The organism is Candidatus Nitrosopumilus sp. (assembly GCF_040878665.1).
Classification (GTDB): Archaea; Thermoproteota; Nitrososphaeria; order Nitrososphaerales; family Nitrosopumilaceae; genus Nitrosopumilus.
Genome location: NZ_JBBDLU010000008.1, coordinates 103,587 through 123,931, shown reverse-complemented (window position 1 = coordinate 123,931; position 20,345 = coordinate 103,587). Strand labels below are relative to the sequence as shown.

General features: G+C 34.2%; 31 protein-coding genes and 4 tRNA genes. 16 read left to right on the top strand and 19 right to left on the bottom strand.

Annotated elements, in window-relative coordinates; translation table 11 throughout:
• Positions 1 to 27: 27 nt before the first annotated feature.
• The 7 genes from WDZ98_RS08760 to WDZ98_RS08730 all read right to left on the bottom strand — a co-directional run bounded on the left by WDZ98_RS08760 (position 28) and on the right by WDZ98_RS08730 (position 6,122).
• Entirely contained in the window at positions 28 to 1,485 is a 1,458-nt protein-coding gene (locus WDZ98_RS08760; RefSeq protein WP_368060442.1) for an NAD(P)/FAD-dependent oxidoreductase, read from the bottom strand.
• A 192-nt stretch (positions 1,486 to 1,677) separates the two neighbouring features.
• Positions 1,678 to 2,106, bottom strand: a complete 429-nt coding sequence (locus WDZ98_RS08755) for an RNA-binding domain-containing protein (RefSeq protein ID WP_368060444.1) — start codon at positions 2,104 to 2,106, stop codon at positions 1,678 to 1,680.
• Positions 2,107 to 2,129: 23 nt separating this feature from the next.
• On the bottom strand, positions 2,130 to 2,741 hold the full coding sequence (locus WDZ98_RS08750) for a 30S ribosomal protein S3ae (RefSeq protein WP_368060446.1): 612 nt from the start codon (positions 2,739 to 2,741) through the stop codon (positions 2,130 to 2,132).
• Positions 2,742 to 2,781: 40 nt separating this feature from the next.
• Positions 2,782 to 4,047 (bottom strand): serine--tRNA ligase, encoded by a 1,266-nt coding sequence (gene serS, locus WDZ98_RS08745; RefSeq protein WP_368060448.1) that lies wholly within the window; start codon positions 4,045 to 4,047, stop codon positions 2,782 to 2,784.
• Positions 4,047 to 4,289, bottom strand: coding sequence for a KEOPS complex subunit Pcc1 (locus tag WDZ98_RS08740; protein WP_368060450.1), 243 nt, complete (start codon positions 4,287 to 4,289; stop codon positions 4,047 to 4,049). The genes serS and WDZ98_RS08740 overlap by 1 nt, the downstream gene beginning before the upstream one ends.
• On the bottom strand, positions 4,252 to 5,673 hold the full coding sequence (locus WDZ98_RS08735; RefSeq protein WP_368060452.1) for a DHHA1 domain-containing protein: 1,422 nt from the start codon (positions 5,671 to 5,673) through the stop codon (positions 4,252 to 4,254). Before WDZ98_RS08735 ends, WDZ98_RS08740 begins: the two co-directional genes overlap by 38 nt.
• Positions 5,673 to 6,122 (bottom strand): 30S ribosomal protein S15, encoded by a 450-nt coding sequence (locus tag WDZ98_RS08730; RefSeq protein WP_368060454.1) that lies wholly within the window; start codon positions 6,120 to 6,122, stop codon positions 5,673 to 5,675. The genes WDZ98_RS08735 and WDZ98_RS08730 overlap by 1 nt, the downstream gene beginning before the upstream one ends.
• Before the next feature lie 124 nt (positions 6,123 to 6,246).
• Between WDZ98_RS08730 and WDZ98_RS08725 the strand changes: the two genes are divergently transcribed.
• The gene (locus WDZ98_RS08725) at positions 6,247 to 6,579 is read left to right on the top strand and encodes a hypothetical protein (protein WP_368060456.1); all 333 of its coding nucleotides are present in this window, start codon (positions 6,247 to 6,249) and stop codon (positions 6,577 to 6,579) included.
• 109 nt (positions 6,580 to 6,688) lie between these two features.
• Complete coding sequence (locus WDZ98_RS08720; protein ID WP_368060458.1) at positions 6,689 to 6,958, top strand: hypothetical protein; 270 nt, start codon at positions 6,689 to 6,691, stop codon at positions 6,956 to 6,958.
• Between the two features lie 122 nt (positions 6,959 to 7,080).
• Here WDZ98_RS08720 and WDZ98_RS08715 read toward each other — a convergent pair whose 3' ends face one another.
• The 3 genes from WDZ98_RS08715 to WDZ98_RS08705 form a co-directional block, all read right to left on the bottom strand.
• The gene (locus tag WDZ98_RS08715; protein ID WP_368060460.1) at positions 7,081 to 7,611 is read right to left on the bottom strand and encodes a hypothetical protein; all 531 of its coding nucleotides are present in this window, start codon (positions 7,609 to 7,611) and stop codon (positions 7,081 to 7,083) included.
• Between the two features lie 38 nt (positions 7,612 to 7,649).
• Positions 7,650 to 7,964 carry a hypothetical protein gene (locus WDZ98_RS08710; RefSeq protein ID WP_368060462.1) on the bottom strand — a complete coding sequence of 105 codons (315 nt, stop codon included), beginning with the start codon at positions 7,962 to 7,964 and terminating at the stop codon, positions 7,650 to 7,652.
• 90 nt (positions 7,965 to 8,054) lie between these two features.
• A complete protein-coding gene (locus tag WDZ98_RS08705; RefSeq protein WP_368060464.1) occupies positions 8,055 to 8,624 on the bottom strand; it encodes a methane monooxygenase/ammonia monooxygenase subunit B in 570 nt (189 codons plus the stop codon).
• A 253-nt stretch (positions 8,625 to 8,877) separates the two neighbouring features.
• Here WDZ98_RS08705 and WDZ98_RS08700 point away from each other — a divergent pair, with 253 nt between their 5' ends.
• The 4 genes from WDZ98_RS08700 to WDZ98_RS08685 all read left to right on the top strand — a co-directional run bounded on the left by WDZ98_RS08700 (position 8,878) and on the right by WDZ98_RS08685 (position 11,676).
• Positions 8,878 to 9,441 (top strand): methane monooxygenase/ammonia monooxygenase subunit C, encoded by a 564-nt coding sequence (locus tag WDZ98_RS08700; RefSeq protein ID WP_086907101.1) that lies wholly within the window; start codon positions 8,878 to 8,880, stop codon positions 9,439 to 9,441.
• 114 nt (positions 9,442 to 9,555) lie between these two features.
• Entirely contained in the window at positions 9,556 to 9,918 is a 363-nt protein-coding gene (locus tag WDZ98_RS08695) for a hypothetical protein (protein WP_368060466.1), read from the top strand.
• Positions 9,919 to 10,023: 105 nt separating this feature from the next.
• Positions 10,024 to 10,674: an ammonia monooxygenase gene (locus tag WDZ98_RS08690; RefSeq protein WP_067959013.1), complete on the top strand. Its 651-nt coding sequence runs from the start codon at positions 10,024 to 10,026 to the stop codon at positions 10,672 to 10,674.
• A gap of 141 nt (positions 10,675 to 10,815) precedes the next feature.
• Positions 10,816 to 11,676: a DNA adenine methylase gene (locus tag WDZ98_RS08685; protein WP_368060468.1), complete on the top strand. Its 861-nt coding sequence runs from the start codon at positions 10,816 to 10,818 to the stop codon at positions 11,674 to 11,676.
• 1 nt (position 11,677) lies between these two features.
• Here WDZ98_RS08685 and WDZ98_RS08680 read toward each other — a convergent pair.
• A tRNA-Thr gene (locus WDZ98_RS08680) sits at positions 11,678 to 11,751 on the bottom strand.
• Between the two features lie 91 nt (positions 11,752 to 11,842).
• Here WDZ98_RS08680 and WDZ98_RS08675 point away from each other — a divergent pair.
• Positions 11,843 to 11,964: transfer RNA gene (locus tag WDZ98_RS08675), tRNA-Leu, on the top strand.
• A gap of 2 nt (positions 11,965 to 11,966) precedes the next feature.
• Here WDZ98_RS08675 and WDZ98_RS08670 read toward each other — a convergent pair.
• Both WDZ98_RS08670 and WDZ98_RS08665 read right to left on the bottom strand, forming a co-directional pair.
• The gene (locus tag WDZ98_RS08670; protein ID WP_368060470.1) at positions 11,967 to 12,353 is read right to left on the bottom strand and encodes a hypothetical protein; all 387 of its coding nucleotides are present in this window, start codon (positions 12,351 to 12,353) and stop codon (positions 11,967 to 11,969) included.
• 306 nt (positions 12,354 to 12,659) lie between these two features.
• Complete coding sequence (locus tag WDZ98_RS08665) at positions 12,660 to 12,875, bottom strand: hypothetical protein (RefSeq protein ID WP_368060472.1); 216 nt, start codon at positions 12,873 to 12,875, stop codon at positions 12,660 to 12,662.
• A gap of 138 nt (positions 12,876 to 13,013) precedes the next feature.
• Between WDZ98_RS08665 and WDZ98_RS08660 the strand changes: the two genes are divergently transcribed.
• Positions 13,014 to 13,148 (top strand): hypothetical protein, encoded by a 135-nt coding sequence (locus WDZ98_RS08660; RefSeq protein WP_368060474.1) that lies wholly within the window; start codon positions 13,014 to 13,016, stop codon positions 13,146 to 13,148.
• A gap of 86 nt (positions 13,149 to 13,234) precedes the next feature.
• Here the strand turns inward: WDZ98_RS08660 and WDZ98_RS08655 are convergent, their stop codons facing one another.
• The 3 genes from WDZ98_RS08655 to WDZ98_RS08645 all read right to left on the bottom strand — a co-directional run bounded on the left by WDZ98_RS08655 (position 13,235) and on the right by WDZ98_RS08645 (position 14,587).
• On the bottom strand, positions 13,235 to 13,630 hold the full coding sequence (locus tag WDZ98_RS08655) for a winged helix-turn-helix transcriptional regulator (protein WP_368060476.1): 396 nt from the start codon (positions 13,628 to 13,630) through the stop codon (positions 13,235 to 13,237).
• A 280-nt stretch (positions 13,631 to 13,910) separates the two neighbouring features.
• A complete protein-coding gene (locus tag WDZ98_RS08650) occupies positions 13,911 to 14,240 on the bottom strand; it encodes a YnfA family protein (RefSeq protein WP_368060478.1) in 330 nt (109 codons plus the stop codon).
• A complete protein-coding gene (locus WDZ98_RS08645) occupies positions 14,228 to 14,587 on the bottom strand; it encodes a YnfA family protein (RefSeq protein WP_368060480.1) in 360 nt (119 codons plus the stop codon). Before WDZ98_RS08645 ends, WDZ98_RS08650 begins: the two co-directional genes overlap by 13 nt.
• A 120-nt stretch (positions 14,588 to 14,707) precedes the next feature.
• On the opposite strand from WDZ98_RS08645, the gene WDZ98_RS08640 reads away from it, so the two are divergent.
• Positions 14,708 to 15,031, top strand: a complete 324-nt coding sequence (locus WDZ98_RS08640; protein WP_368060482.1) for a hypothetical protein — start codon at positions 14,708 to 14,710, stop codon at positions 15,029 to 15,031.
• Positions 15,032 to 15,033: 2 nt separating this feature from the next.
• Here the strand turns inward: WDZ98_RS08640 and WDZ98_RS08635 are convergent, their stop codons facing one another.
• Positions 15,034 to 15,366: a hypothetical protein gene (locus WDZ98_RS08635; protein ID WP_368060484.1), complete on the bottom strand. Its 333-nt coding sequence runs from the start codon at positions 15,364 to 15,366 to the stop codon at positions 15,034 to 15,036.
• A gap of 97 nt (positions 15,367 to 15,463) precedes the next feature.
• On the opposite strand from WDZ98_RS08635, the gene WDZ98_RS08630 reads away from it, so the two are divergent.
• On the top strand, positions 15,464 to 15,616 hold the full coding sequence (locus tag WDZ98_RS08630; protein WP_368060486.1) for a hypothetical protein: 153 nt from the start codon (positions 15,464 to 15,466) through the stop codon (positions 15,614 to 15,616).
• Between the two features lie 215 nt (positions 15,617 to 15,831).
• Positions 15,832 to 16,725 carry an ArsR family transcriptional regulator gene (locus tag WDZ98_RS08625; protein ID WP_368060488.1) on the top strand — a complete coding sequence of 298 codons (894 nt, stop codon included), beginning with the start codon at positions 15,832 to 15,834 and terminating at the stop codon, positions 16,723 to 16,725.
• Between the two features lie 6 nt (positions 16,726 to 16,731).
• Here WDZ98_RS08625 and WDZ98_RS08620 read toward each other — a convergent pair.
• Together WDZ98_RS08620 and WDZ98_RS08615 are read right to left on the bottom strand one after the other, a co-directional pair.
• Positions 16,732 to 16,806 (bottom strand) — tRNA-Ile (locus WDZ98_RS08620).
• 33 nt (positions 16,807 to 16,839) lie between these two features.
• Entirely contained in the window at positions 16,840 to 17,394 is a 555-nt protein-coding gene (locus WDZ98_RS08615; protein ID WP_368060490.1) for a thioredoxin family protein, read from the bottom strand.
• 80 nt (positions 17,395 to 17,474) lie between these two features.
• Here WDZ98_RS08615 and WDZ98_RS08610 point away from each other — a divergent pair.
• The 5 genes from WDZ98_RS08610 to WDZ98_RS08590 all read left to right on the top strand — a co-directional run.
• Positions 17,475 to 17,548: transfer RNA gene (locus WDZ98_RS08610), tRNA-Ala, on the top strand.
• Between the two features lie 312 nt (positions 17,549 to 17,860).
• Complete coding sequence (locus WDZ98_RS08605) at positions 17,861 to 18,937, top strand: hypothetical protein (RefSeq protein ID WP_368060492.1); 1,077 nt, start codon at positions 17,861 to 17,863, stop codon at positions 18,935 to 18,937.
• A 130-nt stretch (positions 18,938 to 19,067) separates the two neighbouring features.
• Positions 19,068 to 19,544, top strand: a complete 477-nt coding sequence (locus WDZ98_RS08600) for a phosphopantetheine adenylyltransferase (protein ID WP_368060494.1) — start codon at positions 19,068 to 19,070, stop codon at positions 19,542 to 19,544.
• Between the two features lie 52 nt (positions 19,545 to 19,596).
• Positions 19,597 to 19,926, top strand: a complete 330-nt coding sequence (locus WDZ98_RS08595; protein WP_368060495.1) for a hypothetical protein — start codon at positions 19,597 to 19,599, stop codon at positions 19,924 to 19,926.
• A 73-nt stretch (positions 19,927 to 19,999) separates the two neighbouring features.
• Positions 20,000 to 20,345: CxxC-x17-CxxC domain-containing protein (locus tag WDZ98_RS08590; protein ID WP_368060974.1), on the top strand; the 346-nt coding region annotated here is incomplete at its 3' end.

Sequence of the window (20,345 nt, the reverse complement as noted above, 5' to 3'; positions counted from 1 at the left end):
TAATTTAAACAATATTTAATATTAGAGCTATGTTCCAAATGCTTCTACTTTTGCAAAAGCTTCTTCTAGTCTCCGATGTAATGTTTTATTCCACTCATCAAATCCAGATGGGTCTTTTGGATAATTATAATAATGCTCTACTAGCCATTGGTTTTGTTTTGATGTGTACCTGAGTCCATCTGCAACTGTTTTGTTCATTGCGCCTCTAATTATCATACCAATTTTTCCTAACCCCGAAAAGTCTGGATGCTCACCTTTACTAATTGATTCCACATCAAGATTTCCTAGAAAATGTTTCATTCCATAACTAATTTGTTCATTAGACATTTGTTGTACTAGTCTTCTAAAAAGTTCCAGACCTGCAGTTTTGTATCCGTATTCTTTAATGTAATCTAAATTATATTGCCATAAACTTGCTTCAGAAAAATCATTTGCTTCTAATGCTTGTACTACATTATTTCCTAGAATTGTACTTGCAATTAAGGCAGGTCCTATGCCACCTGCATCGATTGGTTTTGGCATCCATGCAGAATCTCCAACCATCATATATCCTGCTGAAACCATGCAATCATTTTGTCTTCTAACTGAAACTTGAAAAACTCCTGAATTATTGTTGATGTCTTCAGGATCTTCTGATAACTTTGGATTTTTAATTGCTACATTTCTATGCAAATATTCTTTCATTAATGATTCCACATTATCTTTCTTGCCTAACCTTTGATTTCTTTTATCTAATAGTGATTTTTCAACTCCTAATCCGATATTGACTTTGTTATCTGCTTTTGGAAATACCCATCCATATCCACCTGGTGCAATATTTTGATCTAAATGTATTATACAATAATCTGGATCAAATTCAGTAAGATCTCTCTGACCCTGTTCAAAATACATAATGTATCTTCCAGTTGATTCGATATCACGTCTATCTATCCTTCTTTCTACTTTTGTAGAATTCTTTAATCCATTTCTAAGCATGGATGTCATTCCAGTAGCGTCGATCACAATTTTTGATGTTTTTTTAAATGGTTGTTTTGTTTTATTGTCTATTCCTTGAATTCCAACTACTTGTTGACCTTCGTATATTAGTCCTGTAAGATTAATTTCATATTCAAATTCAATTCCAATTTTTTTACATCGTTGATTTTGAATTTCTGGAAGTTTCTGACGGTTTAACATGTATCCTGAACCATCAAATGGAATCGCAGTCTCTTTATCTGGAGAAAACGCCATGACTCCTTTTACATCGTGTTCGATCTCAGGTCTAGTCCATGCGACTTTGATTCTGTTTGCCATATAATCTACTGCTTCTTTGGAGCATGCATCTCCACACACCCATCCTGCCAATGATTTTCTTCCTGGTAAAAATTCTGTATTTCTATCAACAACCAAAATCTTTGCGTTTTGATTTGAATAATGAGAAATAGCTTGTGCTGTAATTGTACCTGCAAGACCTCCGCCTGCGATTATAACATCATAATCTACCACGATATTGAGGTTCTCGTCTATCCGTATTTAAAATAATACCATACAGCATCTCTTGTCAATTCATGGTTTCACATAATTGATCGATTAAAAATGGGGTCGGTTCGTCGCGGCGTCTTCAAAGCTTTAGCTCAGACTGGAGCGGCTAATATTTCCTCATTCCCAAATTGTATGATTCTTTCATTCCTATTTAATCTAGTTGACAGTTTGAAAAATTTCTGTAAATGTTTTGACTGTATCTTTTTTGTTGTAAATTGGCGTGTGAATTTTTATCTGTATTGTATCATTGTCTTTTACTCTTAGATTTCCATTCACTAATTCTTGTTTGTCTATTCTCATATGGAATCTAGAATCTACAGTTCTTTCCTCGATTTCTTCAATTAATTTACTGATTTGCTCTGTTGGTAACAATTCGATCAATTTTCTAATGAGATTTTGAGCCTGTTTTTTCACAATTTTTGCATTTAAGACAACTATTGGATTTTCATAATGCCCTATGGTTTCATTCATTGTAAACTCTTCTTCTTTTAGATCTAAAACTTCTTCAAAAGATTGAAAAATTTTTAAAATATCTTCTGTTGCATGAACAATCACATTAATTGTAATTTCAATTTTATCAATCATTACTGTAAAAGAGTGATTCTTGTTTAGGCTTCAAGTAGTATTGTTTCTTTGTCTGCAGTTCTGATTAGTTTCACTTTCTCTAGACCTACATGACGTACTCTGATCACTTTCTTGAATGCTGCCATGATATCTGAATTAATCTTACTGTAACAAGTTGCTTGAACAAATTGCTCGATTGTCATCTCTGGAATTGTTTTGTTAATTACATCTCTTGTGATTAATCTAAGAGCATGTTTCCTAGATGTATTTAGCTGTCTATGTGTAAGGGCAATCACTTTGATTCTGAAAACATATCCATCTTTTGTTTTAATGTCCATTACAAAATTAATTTTTGATGAACCCCTTCTAACTAAACTGCGCAAAAATTCTTTTGAATACTCGTATCTCTTGAAAATTGTTGTAGCTTTCTCGCCATCAACTTTATTGATTTGGAAGTAGATCTTGTATTGATGTTGTGATGGATCTCCTTTTAGAATATCATAAAGTGTAACTTCTAAAACTCTACCTACTGCATTCTCATCATCAGTGATTGGAATGTATGCAATTGGTACATTGTTAAATGAATCTGGTGCGATTACTGTGACCCAGCGTTTTTCTCGCCACTTGTCCTTTACTCGACCTTTTCTACGTGCCAATTATTAACGACCTTTGAACCCAAAATATAAGGGTATGTCACTAAATCTCTTTCTGGTTTCCCATGTAACTCTGTAAAACACTAGGAATTCTAATGTGCCCATCTTTAGTTTGAAAATTCTCCATTATGGATACTAGAACTCTTGTTGTGGCTATCAGCGTACTATTTAGCGTGTGTAAATATTGTGTATCTTCATTTGTTTTGTCTCTAAATCTGATCTTCAATCTCCTTGCTTGATAATCTAAACAATTGGAACACGAGACAATTTCTCTAAATGCTCCCTGACCTGCCATCCATGCTTCAATATCGTATGTTTTTGCTGAAACTTTTCCCATATCCCCAGTTGATAACAACATCACTCTATGAGGGATTTCTAATTTTTGATAAAATTCTTCAGCAACTGATAGCATTCTTTCGTGTTCCTTCCAAGATTCTTCTGGTCTTGAGAAGACAAACTGTTCAATTTTATCAAATTGATGTACTCTGAAAATTCCTTTTTGATCTCTTCCATGTGCCCCTGCTTCTTTTCTAAAACATGGACTAACACCGGCATATCTCAAAGGCAAATCTTTTCCTTCGATGATCTCTTTTGCTCTCATTGCAGCCATGGCATGCTCTGATGTTCCAATCATGTATAGATCTTCACCTTCAATTTTGTAGATGACTTCTTCAAAATCATCCGCTATTACTGCACCTTCCATAGACTCTCGATTAATCATGTACGGTGGTTGTACAAGCGAATATTCTTTTTTTGATAGAAAGTCTAATCCGTAGTGAATTAATGCTTGATTCAATCTCACAAGATCATTTTTCAGATAATAGAATCTTGCACCTGCCACTTTTGCAGCTCTTTCTAGATCTACTAAATCCAAATTCTCTGAAATATCAATATGATCATTTATTTTAAAATCAAAATTTGGAATGCTGCCCCATTTTCTTACCTCTTGATTAGCACTTTCATCTGCACCAACAGGAACTGATTCATGAACAATATTTGGAATCGTTAGTGCCAATCTAGAATATGTTTTTTCAATATCTGTTTGTTCTATTTCTAATTTTGTAAGATCTTCTGAAATCTTTTTCATCTCTGATAAAATTGATGCTGTATCTTCGCCTGCCTTCTTTTTCTGAGATATCTCTACTGCAACTTGGTTTTTCTTTTTTCGTAACTCATCAGTTTTTATTATAAATTCACGTCTTTTTTGATCAGATTCAATCAAAGAGTCTAAATCAAATTCAACTGATCTTTTTTTGAGCATATCCCGAACAATCTGTGGATTTTCTTTGATTAGTTTCGGATCTAACATTACTCAATCACCTTTAAGACTACTTGGATATGTTCCATTACTTCATCAACTGATCCAATAAGGTGTTTCATGTTCTTCTTACTTTCAAAATTAAAAACTAGTTTGTTATCAACATTTTCAACATAAAGACTCAATCCTTCTGGAAAATCTACATTATCTGGTTCTAGAGCTTTTTTGACAGTTTCTGCCTTTTCTTTAGATATGTTATTGAGAACTAGTTGTACTTGGCACGTTAACGACATTTACTTCTAAATAGTTAAGAAATTCGTCCAATTTGTCTTTAGTTATTTTTGCTCCTGCTGCTGCGTTATGACCTCCTCCAACACCGTCAAATTTTTTGGCCCCAGTTCTCATTAATTCACTTAGATTGATATCTGATTTACAACCAAATGATTTTCTTGATGAAAACTTTATTGTATTCTCTTCCCCCTTTGTTCTCAAAATCACAATTTTTCCTGAATTTTTTGGTGATCCTGCTATCAGTGATGAAATAGTACCTGTCATGGTTTCTGGCACTATGTCTTCTCCGTTTACCATTACACATGTATCACTTTCTGAAATTCTCCATCTCTCGTTTGATAAAATATTCATGTATTCTCTAATCATCTTTCTATAGTCTATCAGAATGGTTTCAGCTTCTCTTAGAATCTTATTTCTGTCTCCCATACATACTGCCATTCCAACTCCCGAACGATTAATTCTTCCACATGAGTTTAACATGGTTGAAAATTCTCTACCGTCTCGCAAGAATCCTCTGCTATCTTCTCTTGGAAATGTGTATGTGTATCCAATTAGTTCTGTCATTATCTCAGTAGAGTTTTTTCCTGAAGCAAATTTTGTAATCGACTCAATAACTTGTCTTTTTTCATCTTCGTTTAGTTCCGCTGGAACTCTCCACCGACCTTCCTCCTTTAGCTTGATTCCAGATGAATTTAACAGCGAAAGACATGCATCTCTATTCCAAGTTAAACCTTCAATAAATGGCTGTGAAGTAAATGCCAAAGCGTCTGAGAGCGGCCTTGTTTCTCGTCCTACTAACAATAAATCCAAATCAATATCCACCAATCCTATTTCTTTGGCAGTGTTGGCAATCTCAAAATTTTTACCTGTAAATGATTTTCTTTCTCCCTGATCTTGTCTATCCCCTAATGCAGAAACAACTGCAATGGCAGACAAATCCGAATTTCTTTCATCTAGAGCCATTGATGCAAGATATGCCATTCCGCCAGCACATATGTCAACTCCACCATCAATGCCATACTTCCATGAATTAATGACGTTTTGATTATCTATCTCCTCATCTGGAATTTGATGATGATCTAAAACTATCCAATTATCTGTTAATGCATTATCTAACTCCTTTGCAAAACCACCGCCTAGATCAGTTACAATATGAAAATCTCTAGAATCTGTTTTGAATGACTCTACTATATTTTTACTAAATTCTTTTGATGTTCTAACTGTACATTTGGCACCTGCTCTGATTAGAGCTTTTGTGATTATGCTGCCTGATGTTAGTCCATCACAATCAATATGTGTAGTTACAGAAATTGATTTTTTTGATTTTATACAATCTGAAATTTTATCTTTGAATAATGAAAGTGACTCGTCAAGTGATTTTGTCATCACTCTAGTTGAGCAACCACGGATTTATATTTCCAGGTTTTAGGAATTCTTCCAACCCTTTTGTAGTATACTGATAGCCTGTGAACTTTGGCTTCAATTAACTCCAAAGATCTAACGTTTCTATTGTCCCCTTTGTTTGATTTTAGGTGTTTTTGTAGGTTGACTGCTTTTCTAACAATGTTTTCTAAATCTTCAGGCATTTCTGCTTTCAAATCATGTTCTTCTAAAACCTGATCCATGCTTTTTTTGATCATTGGTTTGATTAGAGGAATTGCGTGTTGATCTCTTAATTTGATTCCAATTTGACTAGGAGTTAATCCATCCTTGGAATACTTTACTACTAGTTCTTCAATTTCAGCAGGACTTTGTGTTACCCAAGAAGGTGCACGAAGTGTAGCTGGTCTAATAGAATGTGATTTCCCATGTCTATGTGTATGGACTCGTCCCATGATTTGGCTGATTATAGAACAGAATTAAACGTTACTTATACTGATCTCGTACATTATATCGAAATCTGGTGTTTAGAATAAAAGTTAAATAAGTCTCTGGCTTCACATCGAACAGGTAAACGGTATGAATACAAAAATACTATTAGCAGCATCCTTAATCGCTGTATTCACTATGGGATTCTATGCAGAAGATGCAATAGCATTTGCACAATACATGGGTAACGTCGGTAGTGAAGGAGAAACCGGATCATACACGCTAGAAGAAGCACTTGAGATTCAAAGAAGAAGAATCGAAGCAGCTGCAGCAAATCCATCTTCTGGTTCAGGAACACCATATCTTGATGCCAGTGGTGTAGTTGGTGCTTCAGTTATTGCTGGTGCAGTATTCGGTGGTATTGCAGGAGCTTTCTTCTTAAGAGGAAGATCTGGCAAATACGCAGCGATGGGTAGAGGATAAAAAACCTCACAATTTTCTTATTTTATTATGTCCGCTCTAGTGGATACTGATCTCGTACTTTCTGATAATAAAAGAAATGTATATATCGCACAAATTGAGCCAAACTATCATGATTCCTATCGTAGGTACTTTCCTAAGTATCCTGTCTTCACTTACAGGACAATTGGGACCAAACTATGATCCATTATTCTATGATGTAATGATTTACATCTTCGGAACCATGATGTTTACTATATTCCTTCTTGGAATTATTTCATTCTGGTTACGTGTACACGGTTGGGCTTACAAAGACAATCGTGAGAGATGGGTTGATGAATTGGACAGACACTTTGAAAGAGAAGGTATCGGTCTTATTCCAGACAACGGCAAATACTGGTAAGGTTACTTCCTTTCTTTTCATTATTTTTAATATCACTTAGTGAAAACTAGTATTTTTTCAGTTCTAGTAATTACAATTTTTTTACATAGTATACAATACTAATTTTTTTAGTTATGGTTATCTTAATCACTAACTTCTAGTTCTGGCAGGAAGTCTTTCTCTTTGGATGAGTCATAATCTTTTGTCGTAAACACTGCTTTGTAATGATAATTATCCTGTATTGGGGTTTTGAGGCCTGTTTCTGATAATCTGTCATTAACATAAATTTCTGTTTTTGACTCTTCCATGTCTCTAATTTGAAACTTGGAAATGTATAAGAAATGTCCTATTTCAAAATTAGGATTTTCAGTCCATTCTGCATATACTGTACCGTCATTAGAAAGTGTGTATATGGCTCTTTGACACCCTTCTGTGATCCCAATATTTGGTTGAACTTCGGCTTTTTGACCATCTACAATCATTTCAAACGTAAATGATATTTTCCAATCAGTATCAATGTTGTCGATGCAAGCATTGTGTGGCTGTCCTCCTATCATGGGGTTTACTACTAAACTGGTAAGTAATACTGCGATACCTCCTATGATGGCACTTATCACGAGAAATCTTATTGTCTTCTTTCTCTTGTACGGATCCCCCATTCCAGGATATTTCATAATGTGATGACTTGACAGATTCCTTAAAGTCCTTTCTTTTACTCAATTACTATCTCAATTGTATCACATTGGTCTTGATGATCTGCAAGAAAATATGTAATTTCATCCGAGTCAATTTCAAGCCACTCTGATTCTCCTTGATAAACAAGATAGTCTTCTACAAACATATCTTTTGGACCTGTCAATCTGACTATCATTCTTTCCTTTTTTGATTTTATCTCAAAAGGTAATTTGAGAACTTTACCTCTTCGTTGATTTTGGATGTTGACTTTGTATTTGTCATTTCGAAATTCTGTTTCTCCGAAAAAATAACTTTGAAAAATATCTAACTTGATTATCTTGAAACTTAGCATATCTTAATTATTTTTTTCCAGAACATAAACTTGGTTTGTTGAGCTTACGTTGCCGTATGATAAATCTAGAAAATGAAAAAGTAGGGTTGTTTAGATTACTTGCCAGGGTCGTGTTGCAAACGTAATGACATATCCAACACCGATAATAATTGATTGATATGCGATGTTAGTATATGGGATTGGTTTGATAATTGGATCTCCTTCAACAACTACTGTTTGACCTGGACCAAGTCCTGGACCAACTTTTGCTACGTTGAGTTGGGTGTGTACGTGGTATACACCTGCTTCAAGTGCTTTGGCTGATAGTGAGTAATCGACGACAGCGTTACCAGAAATGTCAAAGACGTTTCCTGGTGGATCTCTTGCCAACATCTCCCATCTGTTACCTGCGTTGGTTGACTCTGTGAAAATGGATAGCCATCCTCTTAGGTCTCTTTCTACTAAACTAACTAATGTTCCTTGAACTGTCAAGGTTTCGCCAGTTTGTAGGGATTGTCTGTTGAAGGTTTCATCCTCAATTCTGATGAAACGACTCTGGAGTTGTGCTTGGACACCGTGTGCATCTGCAGTTGGAAGTACGGATTCAACCCAGTTGAAGCCTAATGTTCCTAGTGCAAGTACTACAGCTAGTCCAAATACGAAAATTGTTTTTTCGACCATAGTTATCCCTAAAGTGTGGAAACAAAATACATCGTTATATGTTTTACCTTCACAACGAGGATCGATATTATACTCATTGTAAAACATTAATGTATAACATTGAAATTGATAAAAATTTAATCTAAATTCTAATATTTTAGATTTAAAAATATGTAATATTTACATATAATTTTGTAATAGATATGATATTTCTTATAAAATACGCAGTATCTAAAACTCTTACTTTATATCCCGAACTAACATGATAGTATGCATGGCACAGATGCCCGCATTAATCCCAAAAGAAGTTGAGATCCAGAGACTAAAGAAAATCTGGCTCATCGTTATTGCTATGGGTTCAACTGCAGCATCAGTCGAAGTGGATAACTTCGTTGATGGTTCTTTGCATCAAACCTCTATCAGAGATAGTGCTTTCACACCAGCTCACTGGTGGCTATATTCCCACTTCATCACATTACCACTTGGATGGGGAGCAGCAGCAATCTATGATAGAAAAATACCAGTTCTTAGAGGTCCAAATAATTCAATGAACACCGGTTTAAAGATGACCATTCTTGGTTACCTTGCAACCATGTTTACAATTGGAGTCAATGAGATGTGGCATTTCTGGTTTGTAGAAGAAATCTTTGCAGTTCCAAACCACTGGATGTTTAACATGGGAGTCGTAGTGGCTTTCATGGGCGCACTTGCATACGTAGTTAGAGTATATGCTCGACTCGTAGAACTAGGTGCAGAAACTCCTGGTGAGAACCCATACGTAGCAGAGATGTACAAGATGGCTCTAGAAGGCAAATTGTACAGCAGATCAATTCCATAGAAAAAGTGCATTAGCACATTTTTTCTCTTTTATTATTTTTCAAACGACGCAGATCGTACATGTCACACTACTTTAAGAAAGACTTAAAAGAATCTGAATTAGAATAATTCCAGAATGACTCTTCCTAAAGGATTCGGTTCTGGCGGCGCTGGTGGATCATCAAGTGCTGATGTAGAACGAATGATTGGTAGACGTGTTGAAAACATGACCGGTATGATTACAATTTCATTCTGGGCAGCATGGTTAGCAACTTTTGGTGGAACTGCAGCAGGATACTTCTATTATCCATGGGCATATCCAACTCAAAGTGGTCACTTTGCATTCATCGTATTGACAATCATTGAGGCAATAGGTTACATCTTCTGTGTTAAGGTCATGGAAGAAGGTTCCAACAAAAATAGTAACGGTATTGTTGCCGGCAGTATTGCTGCAGTTACCGCAGGTACTATCTTCATATCACTATTCGTTGGTAACTAATAGGCAAACCCCTCAGACACTCTTTTTCATTTTCCTTTTTCGTTAAGATTAACGATCTTCATCACACTCTAAAATTTTATATACTGACCGTTTCTTCACCTTCATATGGTCTGGTTAAGACGATGTACACACTACTTATTCATAGTAGTAGTTGCAGTTAACTCAACACTGTTAACAATTAATGCAGGAGACTACATCTTCTACACTGACTGGGCTTGGACTTCGTACACGGTATTTTCAATATCGCAAACGTTGATGCTAATTGTAGGTGCAACATATTACCTAACATTTACTGGCGTTCCAGGCACAGCAACGTACTACGCTCTAATTATGACAGTATACACATGGGTAGCAAAAGGTGCATGGTTTGCACTCGGATATCCATATGACTTCATTGTAACTCCAGTTTGGTTACCATCAGCAATGCTGTTGGACTTAGTCTACTGGGCAACAAAGAAGAACAAGCACTCCTTGATACTGTTTGGCGGCGTACTAGTAGGAATGTCATTACCATTGTTCAACATGGTAAACCTGATAACAGTAGCAGACCCACTAGAAACGGCATTCAAATATCCAAGACCAACATTGCCACCATATATGACACCAATCGAACCGCAAGTAGGCAAATTCTATAACAGCCCAGTTGCTCTCGGTGCAGGTGCAGGTGCAGTATTGGCATGTACATTTGCAGCTTTAGGTTGTAAATTGAACACTTGGACATACAGATGGATGGCCGCATGGTCAAAGTGGGACTAAAACTCCAACCTTTTCCTTTTCATTTTATTATTTTTTTGTAGAGTGTTCTCTACATTTCAAAAAATTTGATTAAAAAATACCACACAGCTTGTGATCTTTTATTGTCTTTTTTGCCAATATGTAATCTTGTGATGATAATATGTGAAGCAACAATACGATCAAATTCTTGCAATTCCGAAACCATTTGTAAAATGGGCTGGTGGAAAACGTCAATTAATTCCAATTCTAAATGAAAACTTGCCTAAAACTTTTGGCACTTATTTTGAACCCTTCTTGGGTGGTGGAGCATTACTTTTTCATATGCTAACAGAGCGCATTGGACAGAAATGTAGTATCTCTGATCTTAACTCTGATCTTGTTTTGTCTTATACTACAATCCGAGATAGAGTAGAATCTCTAATTATTTCATTAAAAAATCATGAACATAATTATCAAAAAGACTCCAAATCATACTATTACTCTATTAGAGAAAGTAATCCTAAAAGCCAAATTGAAAAAACTTCACGATTAATTTTCTTGAATAGAACTTGTTTTAATGGATTATATCGAGTTAACAGTAAGGGAAAATTTAATGTTCCACTGGGTAAATACACCAATCCAAATATTGTAAACGAAGATAACCTTCGTTCAGTAAGTTACATTTTACAATCAAGTAAAGTCAATATCCAGTGCAGGGATTTTGAGGCAGTTCTTAGAGATGCCAAAAAAGGTGATCTTGTATATTTTGATCCTCCATATCAACCAGTTAGTGATACTGCCAATTTCACAAGTTATACAAACAAAGATTTCACTTTTGATGATCTCAGTCGATTGGCAGAACTTTGTATAAATTTGGATTCAAAAGGATGTAAAGTACTTTTATCTAATTCTAATTCTAAAGAAGTTGTAGATATGTTCTCAACAAAACACTGGACCATAAGTAAGATTCAGGCAAACCGCTCAATTAACTCCAATTCTAAAAAGAGAACTGGTCATTTCGAATTATTGATTAAAAATTATTAAAAGCTTCGAACGGGATCTGAACCCGCGACCTTTACATTACCAATGTAACGCTCTACCAGGCTGAGCTATCGAAGCACAAATTTGTCCTGTAGAAAATCCTTATAATTCTTCATTCTGGGTCAATTTACTCTAAACTGTTAAATTTCACTCAGATTTTCATCCTTTTGGAGGAGTAATCAAGCCTGGCCAAAGTAAGCACTATGTGCTTTTGGACATGCAGGACTTAAGATCAAATAATGGGTGATCCTGTCTCTCAGGAGTTCGTGGGTTCAAATCCCACCTCCTCCACCTTATCTTGGATTTTTAATTCCTCTAGAGTTTAGTACTTCGTAAACATCTGGTAGTGAAAATACAAAGCCAACATGGACACAATCTTTTTCGTCACAGAGCTGACAAAATAATTCTCCTTTCTGAATTGCAACTTCTGCAATTCTATTTTTGATATTATCTTTTAGTATGACACGATCATCATCGACAGAAATCTTTTCAATCTTTGGAGCATATCTTGCAAAGGTCTTGTCCTTTTGCATCATCTCCTCTAACATGTAAGTCACATAACCTGCAAAACTATTGACGCCCTTCATTGTTAGATCGTCTTTACTCTTTTGATAAACTTCGTGGAATTTATCATAAACAGTTTCTGAAACAGTGATTGATTTGAATCCGGCTTTTGGCAATTTACTTTTCCTTACCGTACAATAAAGTACTCAAGTATATAATGTTTTATTCAGGAGGTGCTGTCAAATTGATGGGACATAATTTTCTTGTAAACATTCGGGACATGCGTGATGGATTAGGTGGCGAATAGCCACCTAGTCTTGACATATGTGACAGATTATGTATATTATTTTGGACAGATTTTCCATCCCAAATACTTCTCTTAAAGGAGATACGCATAGAGAAAATATGATTAACATATTATCGGTTAAATCTGTGGAATTACCTCCGCTAAACTTTATGGAGTACATATATGAAAATTTCAATTAATTTTGGCTTGCATTTTGAATCAGGGTCTTCCATTTGTCAGAACCTTTCACATCAATCCCACAAGCCTCAGCAGGAGTCTTCCCATTCAAAGCCATGTGAGGACGAACATAATTATGGTAAATCTGTGACCCATCAAATATTACAGATTCTTTCTTCTTTACTCCCCTCATTACTTTCTCTCTATCCCTAAACTCACCATTGAGACGTTCCATCTTGTTGTTGTTTCTGTCACCTTTCAGAGGATACTGTCAAGTCTTGGGACATATTCTATTCCCTGTCAAGGATCGTGACATATGATTCAATTTTTTCTTATCATTAAAATTTAAAAAGTCTCAAAATAAACTGTACATATGGGACAGGAATTCATTCACAAACCAAAAATCAAGTTTTCATTCCCAAAACCAAATTTGGGTGAAATTCCATTATACATAGTAGCATCAATCTATATCACTACCATGGCTTTTTGGGTAAGTACACTGATTTAGAAAAAATGGAAATTACTTTGAGTGCTGTTATTGCGTTAACGATTGAAAATTAAGGCTGTTGCCTGTCGGTTGATTGAATTTTGTAATTACACTATGGGTAAATTCTTTCCATAAACATGACGAAAAGTTCTAGGTTTTGCATCTTTGAATATGTCCCCACAACAAAACATAATTGAGAATTTTGCCATTTCTTCAAGAATTGGTCTTAATGCATTTCCTTTTTTGGTAAGGGAGTATTCTATTCTGATAGGAGTTTCATTGAAAATCTTTTTTTCAATTAGATTACTTTTTTCCATCTCTTTGAGTCTAGTTGCTAGAGTGTTTGGATTGATCCCCTCAATTGAAGCCAATAACTGATTGAATCTTTTTTGTTTGAGAATAACCATATTACGCAATATGTGAATTGTGAATTTTTTCCCAATAATTTTCAATGTGTTGTCAATGGGACAGCATTTACAGCTCTCAGGTAGAAAATCAATCATAGCGGGCAACTTAACAAAACTTCACCTAATACTGTTTTCTTCACTTGCCAACTTATTAACTTAACTTTCTATAGTCACTATGAGAAAATGAGTGGAGGTGATAATATGGTAAATGAATGTAAATGTACTTGTAACTGTTCATGCAACAGTGAAAATGGTTGTGATTGTTCTTGTGAATAATCACACCTTTTTTCTTTTTTTTTAAACAAGAAAGTAATAACTCTGATCAGTACTGTTGCCTTCTCAGGAATTATTATTCGTGTTGCCTTTCGGTTGATGATTATCTTGGAAAATAAAACATAATCGCAACACCAACCAAAACAACAACTGAACCTATTATCTCAAACCTATCTGGCTTTTTCTTATCGATCCAATATCCCCACATTATGGATGCAACGACAAATATTCCACCATAAGTAGCATACACACGTCCAAATTCGGCAGGTTGTAAAGTTGGTACCATTCCATAAACAAACAAAATCAATCCTCCAATCAAACCAAACATTTTACCTTTATGTTCACGTAACCACTTCCATACAAGATACCCTCCACCAATCTCCAACAATGCTGCAAGAAAGAAGACACCAAGTGTTGTTACTATGAATTCCAAATTTTTTCCTCCTTTCTTGGATAATAGTAAATGATCAAGACGCCAACTACGGCAACTATTGTGCCGATCACATCATAACTGTCAGGTGGTGTATTGTCAATGAGCCATCCCCATAAGATGGACATGACAACAAAGACGCCGCCATATGCTGCATAAATCCTATGAAAAGTTGCTTTTTGAAATGTCGGAACAATACCGTACAAAAATAAGATAAAACCTCCGATTGCACCAACCCACCATGCAAAACTGTCTCGCAACCATAACCAAACTAGATAACCACCACCGATTTCACAAAGTCCAGCTATAAAGAAAAGGAAAATAGAGATCGTGACTTGTTTTGATTTCAATATGTCCTAAAAATGGCAGTATTATTTTAAATTAGATAGTCAAGACACTGTTCAAATCTATCTAAGAATTAAGTGCCTAATTTAGTAACTCTAAATTGGTAATACTTTACTATACTCATTATGTCATCTAAAGTAAAAGATGTTGGAGGTACTGATGATTTTCGAAGTTATTTCGATTCTTTATCTGAAAAAGATCCTTTAAAACAAGAATTGAAAAATGCATTTCTAATCTTAAAACAAGATTGTTTATCTGGCCAAAAAATTCAACGTGATAAATGGCCATCAGTTTATATAAAAAAATATGAAATTACTAATCTATGGAGATATGCATTACAATCAGGTTGGCGAATGATCTATACTATAATTGGTGAACCTGATGGGTTAATCATTTCAATTTTAGAAGTATTTTCACATAAAGATTATGAAAAACGATTCGAGTATTGAGTTTATAGCAGTGATTTAGTTTCTTCTCTCAATTTCTTTTGTTTTTCAGTATTTGCAAAAATCCAAATCAATGAACCGTCTTTATCCGTGATTAACTTATTCGATTCTTCTAAATATTTTAAAATTTCTTTGAATGATGGATATTGAATCTGTCTTGGTAATGCTCTCCATAGTTTATTTTTTGTTGGATACTCAGACATTTCAAAAAGTGTTTCTTCAACCATTCTGATTGTTCCTAATGTTGGATTGGGTTGATTTTTAGATGTTGTTTTAGAATCTGTATTGTTTCTGGAAATATGTTTTACATCATTCTGCATCATTGTCTTTTCATTCATACACTAGTATGCATATCCACCTATATATATACATTTATGTATAATACGTATAAGCATAATACATGTATATAATATACATTAATGTGTAATATGTAATATGGCTGAAATTGAATATCAACAAATGCTTACTAATCAAAATTCAGGTGGTTCCGCAGTTGTTGTAGATTTTTCAAACAATACTGCTGTTATGGATTTTGTTAGGTGGTTAAAAAAACAACCACAATGGTTTGGTAATAATGCCTCTCCATAATTTTTTTATTTTACAAAAATAAAACTATGATTATTGTAGCGATTTTGAATCCATACTCTAAAGTCTCTTAGTTTTTCTTTTCATTCTGAATTACTGTAATCCATTTGTTGTCTCCATTGATTTCAATCCTGCAGGCTTCGGCGTTAGGTCTTTTTGTTAAATCTCTTATGGGAATGAAAATTAGTCTTTATAGAATACCTTGACTCAAGATCACTATGGGTAAAGGCTATTCAACTGAAGAGATTCGACAAAAACTAATCTCAATTTTGGATGGTGCAGTATCTGGAATGTCCGGAGTTGAGATTTCTGAGAAAATTGGTATCAATAGAATTACTATGGCAAAATATCTCAAAGTATTTGCAGCTGAAGGATTGCTTCGACAAAAAAATATTGGAAATGTTACTTTGTGGTTTTTAGAACCAGGGCAAGAATCTTTTAACTTTCCTGATGATTACTTTAAAATCACTCCACAATATCTTGAATATTTACTCAAAGATAGTGAAGATAGAGTTTATTCCTTAATTCGTAATTGTTTACATTCTGGAGCAACCACTAATCGCTTAGTCCTAGAAATAATTCTACCTGCAATTGAAAATGTACAGAAACTTTATGATGATGGTAAAATTGGCACATCAGAACAAAATCTTCTTAATACAACAATTTCAAAATCTCTTCAAATTTTTAATCAATTTCAAGTAATTTCTGATCCAAAAAAGAATGTGGTAGTTATTGCCTCAGATGCACAAAGCAGATTAAATTCAGAAGCTGCTTCTGCTGTTTATCATTCAGATGGTTGGAAAGTTTCTCACTTGGGTGATATGTCTTCTGCAATCAATATCCTTTTTGATCTTGATTTTCAAAAATTATTGGGAAAAATATGGAAACAAAAGCCCGGTATTTTGTTAGTAGTTGTATTTTCTCAAACAGATGAGGGATTGATTTTTTTTGCAGATTCTATAAATCCAATTAAAGAAAAATCTGGCAAAAACATGAAATTAATCCTATGTGGAAAAGTATCAAAAAAGACTAAAATCAATTCAGATATGGTATCTGATAAGATTGAAGAAGTTTTACAGTGGTCTCAAACTGTATCACAAAACCTGAAATGACAAAAATGGGCCCGATGTGATTCGAACACATGACCTTTCGATTATCAGTCGAACGCTCCAGCCAAGCTGAGCTACGAGCCCACGAACAAATCTCTAGGCAAGACTCATTTAAGTTTAATTTTCTTTCCACTTGATTGAACATCCAATGGAAGGGTCAAAATCTTTCTGAATTTTTTCACCAGATAATAATTTCTGCATATTAGCTACCATTGTTTTTTCGGTTGCAATATCATCTGGTTTCATAGCGTTATCTATTTTTCCATGAAAAACTAATTGTTTTTGGCTATTAAACAAGAATGGGTCTGGCGTACACATGGCTCCGTACTTCTTGGCAATTTCTTGAGTTTCATCTACTAGATAATCAAACCCAAATCCTTTCTCTTTTGCAGTTTCTTTCATTGCATCAAAGCTATCTTCAGGATAATCGGTAGAATCATTACTGTTAATTCCTATGATTGCTATCTCTTTGCCAAACTTTTCATATAATTCATTTAGTGCACCAACTTTTGCTTTGACGTATGGACAATGGTTACACATGAAAATTACCAAAATTCCTTTGTAATTGTTATAATCATTTAGTGAGTGTTTTTTACCATCAATTCCTAGTAATTCAAAATCAGGTGCAATATCTCCTGCCTTTAACTTAATTTGTGATTCTAAAAGTACCATATTAAATCGATTGAGATTTCAAATAAAATCCTTCCCAAGAAGACAACAATTAAAATCCACACCTTATCCATTCCTTATGTGGGCCGGTAGTATAGCCTGGTAGTATACCCGCCTTGCACGCGGGGGGTCACGGATTCAAATTCCGTCCGGTCCACTTTCATACTTCCCGATCTATGCTGAAATTCATACTTGCTGGATGGATTTAAATAGGATAAGTTTTGATTTTCATCTATGGCAAGTGTAGTAGATGGATGGCCTGTATGGATTCCACTCATTGTTGGTTTAGCACCAGGTTTGATATACTGGTTAGCAATTACCGCAAAGAGAAAATAAAATTTACATCTATTTTTAATTTCTTTTTATTCTCTTAGCGTCCAGTGTTAACTGGGTTAAACGTTGTTACCTTTATTGTTCACTATATGTTATGTTACCTGAAATTAATCTCTAATCGTAAGGAAATCTAGCTATGAAACTATTTTTATCTGCATTTTTGATATTACTTCTAATTCCTCTCTCACAGGTATCAACTGCACAAAAAACTGATAATGCTCCTACACTATCTGTCTCTTTAACAAATGAAGTTCCTTTTGTTTATCGAGATTCTGAAGGGTACACTGTTGTAGTTGGAGTAGTTGAAAATAAGAATTCATTAACATCTGTCACAAATGTCAAAATCCAAGCAAATTTCTTTGATGAATTTGGGTCTGATCCTTTGGAGGTAATACAAGGTACTACCACTCTTGAGGTAATTCCACCAAATGGTAAATCACCATATTCTATTCGTTCTCCAACACCTGATGCTAACATAACTGAAGCATCCGTTTTGCTTTTGGGATTTGAACCTTCAGATAAAAAACAAAAAGGTCTCATTGTATATTCTAGTGAAATATTTTTGGATAATACTCTACAATTTTCAGGAGTTTTACAAAATGGAGGGGCCCCAAACACTGATACTAATGTCTACCTTGCATTTTATGATAATTTTGAACCACCACGAATGCTTGAAGTTTCTACAATTGAATTGGGTAAAGTTGATTTAAACACTAATGTGGATTTTGAACTCAATGAAAAAATAAATTCACAAGCAGTAGGATTTTGGCTTTTTGCTGAATCTAATATTTTTTATTCTGATTTTGTTGATGTAAAAATTCCACAGTCTCAAATTCCTAATAAATTAGTAACAATCTCTAATGTATCTGTAGAAGATCCTAATGGAAATACACTATCTGATCTTAAAGTTGGATCTATTGTTAACATAAAAAGTCACACCTTGATTGAATTTGCAGCAGATCCAAAATCTAATGAAACTGCTTACACTTACTATGTTCAGATAAAAAAATCTCCATCAAGTCGTGATGCATTACCCACTGTAGAATATATTGGAAAATTTGATGGAAGGTTTATTGGAACTGGACAAGAAACTCAAACAATAGACTGGACTCCAGAACAACCTGGATTATTCTTTATTGAAACATTTGTTTGGGATAGAAATAATGTCCCAATAGCAGACCAAGGACCATTTACCCTAATTCTTGTGAATTAGAATTTTCTCATATAGATTTTCATCGTTTAAATGCATAAAGAATCAGATTGAAGCAATTTTTCTGAATAACTTAAGACTAGATTTATAGGAAAACTAGTAGATTTATTTTTAAAGAATATCATACATTTGCATGGCCAAATTTTCTCTTGTTGCTATGGGTGGTACATTTGACATTATTCATAAAGGTCATTTGACATTACTTTCAAACGCCTTCACAATTTCTGATAAAGTAATTATTGGTTTGACTAGCGATGAACTTGCTAAGAAAAAAGGAAAAAATCTTGTAAATAAATACACTCAACGTCTTGAAAATTTAACATCTGTTCTTACAAAAAATTTTCTAAATACTTCTTTTCAAATTAGTAAATTAGAAAATGATTTTGGGCCTGCAGTTTTAGAAAAAGAAGTCCAAGCGTTAATTGTTAGTGATGAAACAAGTAATCAGGGAAATATTTTAAATAAATTAAGATCTGAAAAGAATCTTCCACATGTTCAAATCATCACAGTTCCAATGTCTTTAGCAGAAGATGGAACAAGAATATCTACTACTAGGATCAAAAATTCAGAAATTGATGTTGATGGAAACTTGTTATCAATTGACAAGTAGCTTATCGAACTTTGAGTAATTGGAATAAATCAAAACTACGGAATTATGCCTTATGACAATCATTAATCACATGATGAAGCAAATTGACACTGATGTATCTAATCTCAAACAAGGCTTGCATCCTCAAAATCTTTCATATTGGTATAATAAAATTATTAAAGAAACAATTGATATGGCTCCCCCATGGCTTCAAGACAAAATTAAAGTTCATCAAGACCCTGTTTTATCAATGAAATTTAATCTTGATATTTCAAAACGTGCTGTTAGATATTTTATGATTGCAGTTGACAACAATTTAGATGATATGCCATATTCAACAAAACTTTATTTTCTCAAAGTACAGGAAATAATGTCTACTGAAATGGATAAATCCTTAATTTAACACATTTTTTTATTTTAGGCATAAAATCAAGATCTAAGTATCTATATCCAATAAATCTAAAATTTTCTATAATATGGAACTTTACAAATCAAAATATTCCGATAAAAAAAAATCTGTAAGAAAATACACTGGAGGAAATGAACCATCCCGTTCTTTTAGAAATTCTAGAGATGACAGAAATTCAAGATACTCTAGAGATGACAGAAATGAATCTACCACTGTAACTTGTTCTGATTGTGGTATCGAATGTCAAATTCCATTTGTTCCAAGAACTAACAAACCTGTTTACTGCAGTGATTGCTTCAGACAAAACAAACCACAAGATTCAGGAAGTGACAGATACTCTAGAGATGACAGAAATTCAAGATACTCTAGAGATGACAGAAATTCAAGATACTCTAGAGATGACAGAAATTCAA

Excerpts from the sequence above, each read along its gene's own strand:
- WDZ98_RS08660 (WP_368060474.1), top strand. The coding sequence starts at position 13,014 with ATGGGACAGGAATTCATTCACAAACCAAAAATCAAGTTTTCATTCCCA.
- WDZ98_RS08615 (WP_368060490.1), bottom strand. The coding sequence starts at position 17,394 with ATGGTACTTTTAGAATCACAAATTAAGTTAAAGGCAGGAGATATTGCA.
- WDZ98_RS08600 (WP_368060494.1), top strand. The coding sequence starts at position 19,068 with ATGGCCAAATTTTCTCTTGTTGCTATGGGTGGTACATTTGACATTATT.
- WDZ98_RS08740 (WP_368060450.1), bottom strand. The coding sequence starts at position 4,289 with ATGTCGTTAACGTGCCAAGTACAACTAGTTCTCAATAACATATCTAAA.
- WDZ98_RS08705 (WP_368060464.1), bottom strand. The coding sequence starts at position 8,624 with ATGGTCGAAAAAACAATTTTCGTATTTGGACTAGCTGTAGTACTTGCA.
- WDZ98_RS08635 (WP_368060484.1), bottom strand. The coding sequence starts at position 15,366 with ATGAATGAAAAGACAATGATGCAGAATGATGTAAAACATATTTCCAGA.
- WDZ98_RS08715 (WP_368060460.1), bottom strand. The coding sequence starts at position 7,611 with ATGAAATATCCTGGAATGGGGGATCCGTACAAGAGAAAGAAGACAATA.
- WDZ98_RS08665 (WP_368060472.1), bottom strand. The coding sequence starts at position 12,875 with ATGGAACGTCTCAATGGTGAGTTTAGGGATAGAGAGAAAGTAATGAGG.
- WDZ98_RS08655 (WP_368060476.1), bottom strand. The coding sequence starts at position 13,630 with ATGATTGATTTTCTACCTGAGAGCTGTAAATGCTGTCCCATTGACAAC.
- serS (WP_368060448.1), bottom strand. The coding sequence starts at position 4,047 with ATGTTAGATCCGAAACTAATCAAAGAAAATCCACAGATTGTTCGGGAT.
- WDZ98_RS08695 (WP_368060466.1), top strand. The coding sequence starts at position 9,556 with ATGACTCTTCCTAAAGGATTCGGTTCTGGCGGCGCTGGTGGATCATCA.
- WDZ98_RS08755 (WP_368060444.1), bottom strand. The coding sequence starts at position 2,106 with ATGATTGATAAAATTGAAATTACAATTAATGTGATTGTTCATGCAACA.
- WDZ98_RS08730 (WP_368060454.1), bottom strand. The coding sequence starts at position 6,122 with ATGGGACGAGTCCATACACATAGACATGGGAAATCACATTCTATTAGA.
- WDZ98_RS08605 (WP_368060492.1), top strand. The coding sequence starts at position 17,861 with ATGAAACTATTTTTATCTGCATTTTTGATATTACTTCTAATTCCTCTC.
- WDZ98_RS08710 (WP_368060462.1), bottom strand. The coding sequence starts at position 7,964 with ATGCTAAGTTTCAAGATAATCAAGTTAGATATTTTTCAAAGTTATTTT.
- WDZ98_RS08725 (WP_368060456.1), top strand. The coding sequence starts at position 6,247 with ATGAATACAAAAATACTATTAGCAGCATCCTTAATCGCTGTATTCACT.
- WDZ98_RS08630 (WP_368060486.1), top strand. The coding sequence starts at position 15,464 with ATGGCTGAAATTGAATATCAACAAATGCTTACTAATCAAAATTCAGGT.
- WDZ98_RS08700 (WP_086907101.1), top strand. The coding sequence starts at position 8,878 with ATGGCACAGATGCCCGCATTAATCCCAAAAGAAGTTGAGATCCAGAGA.
- WDZ98_RS08640 (WP_368060482.1), top strand. The coding sequence starts at position 14,708 with ATGTCATCTAAAGTAAAAGATGTTGGAGGTACTGATGATTTTCGAAGT.
- WDZ98_RS08625 (WP_368060488.1), top strand. The coding sequence starts at position 15,832 with ATGGGTAAAGGCTATTCAACTGAAGAGATTCGACAAAAACTAATCTCA.
- WDZ98_RS08720 (WP_368060458.1), top strand. The coding sequence starts at position 6,689 with ATGATTCCTATCGTAGGTACTTTCCTAAGTATCCTGTCTTCACTTACA.
- WDZ98_RS08690 (WP_067959013.1), top strand. The coding sequence starts at position 10,024 with ATGGTCTGGTTAAGACGATGTACACACTACTTATTCATAGTAGTAGTT.
- WDZ98_RS08735 (WP_368060452.1), bottom strand. The coding sequence starts at position 5,673 with ATGACAAAATCACTTGACGAGTCACTTTCATTATTCAAAGATAAAATT.
- WDZ98_RS08595 (WP_368060495.1), top strand. The coding sequence starts at position 19,597 with ATGACAATCATTAATCACATGATGAAGCAAATTGACACTGATGTATCT.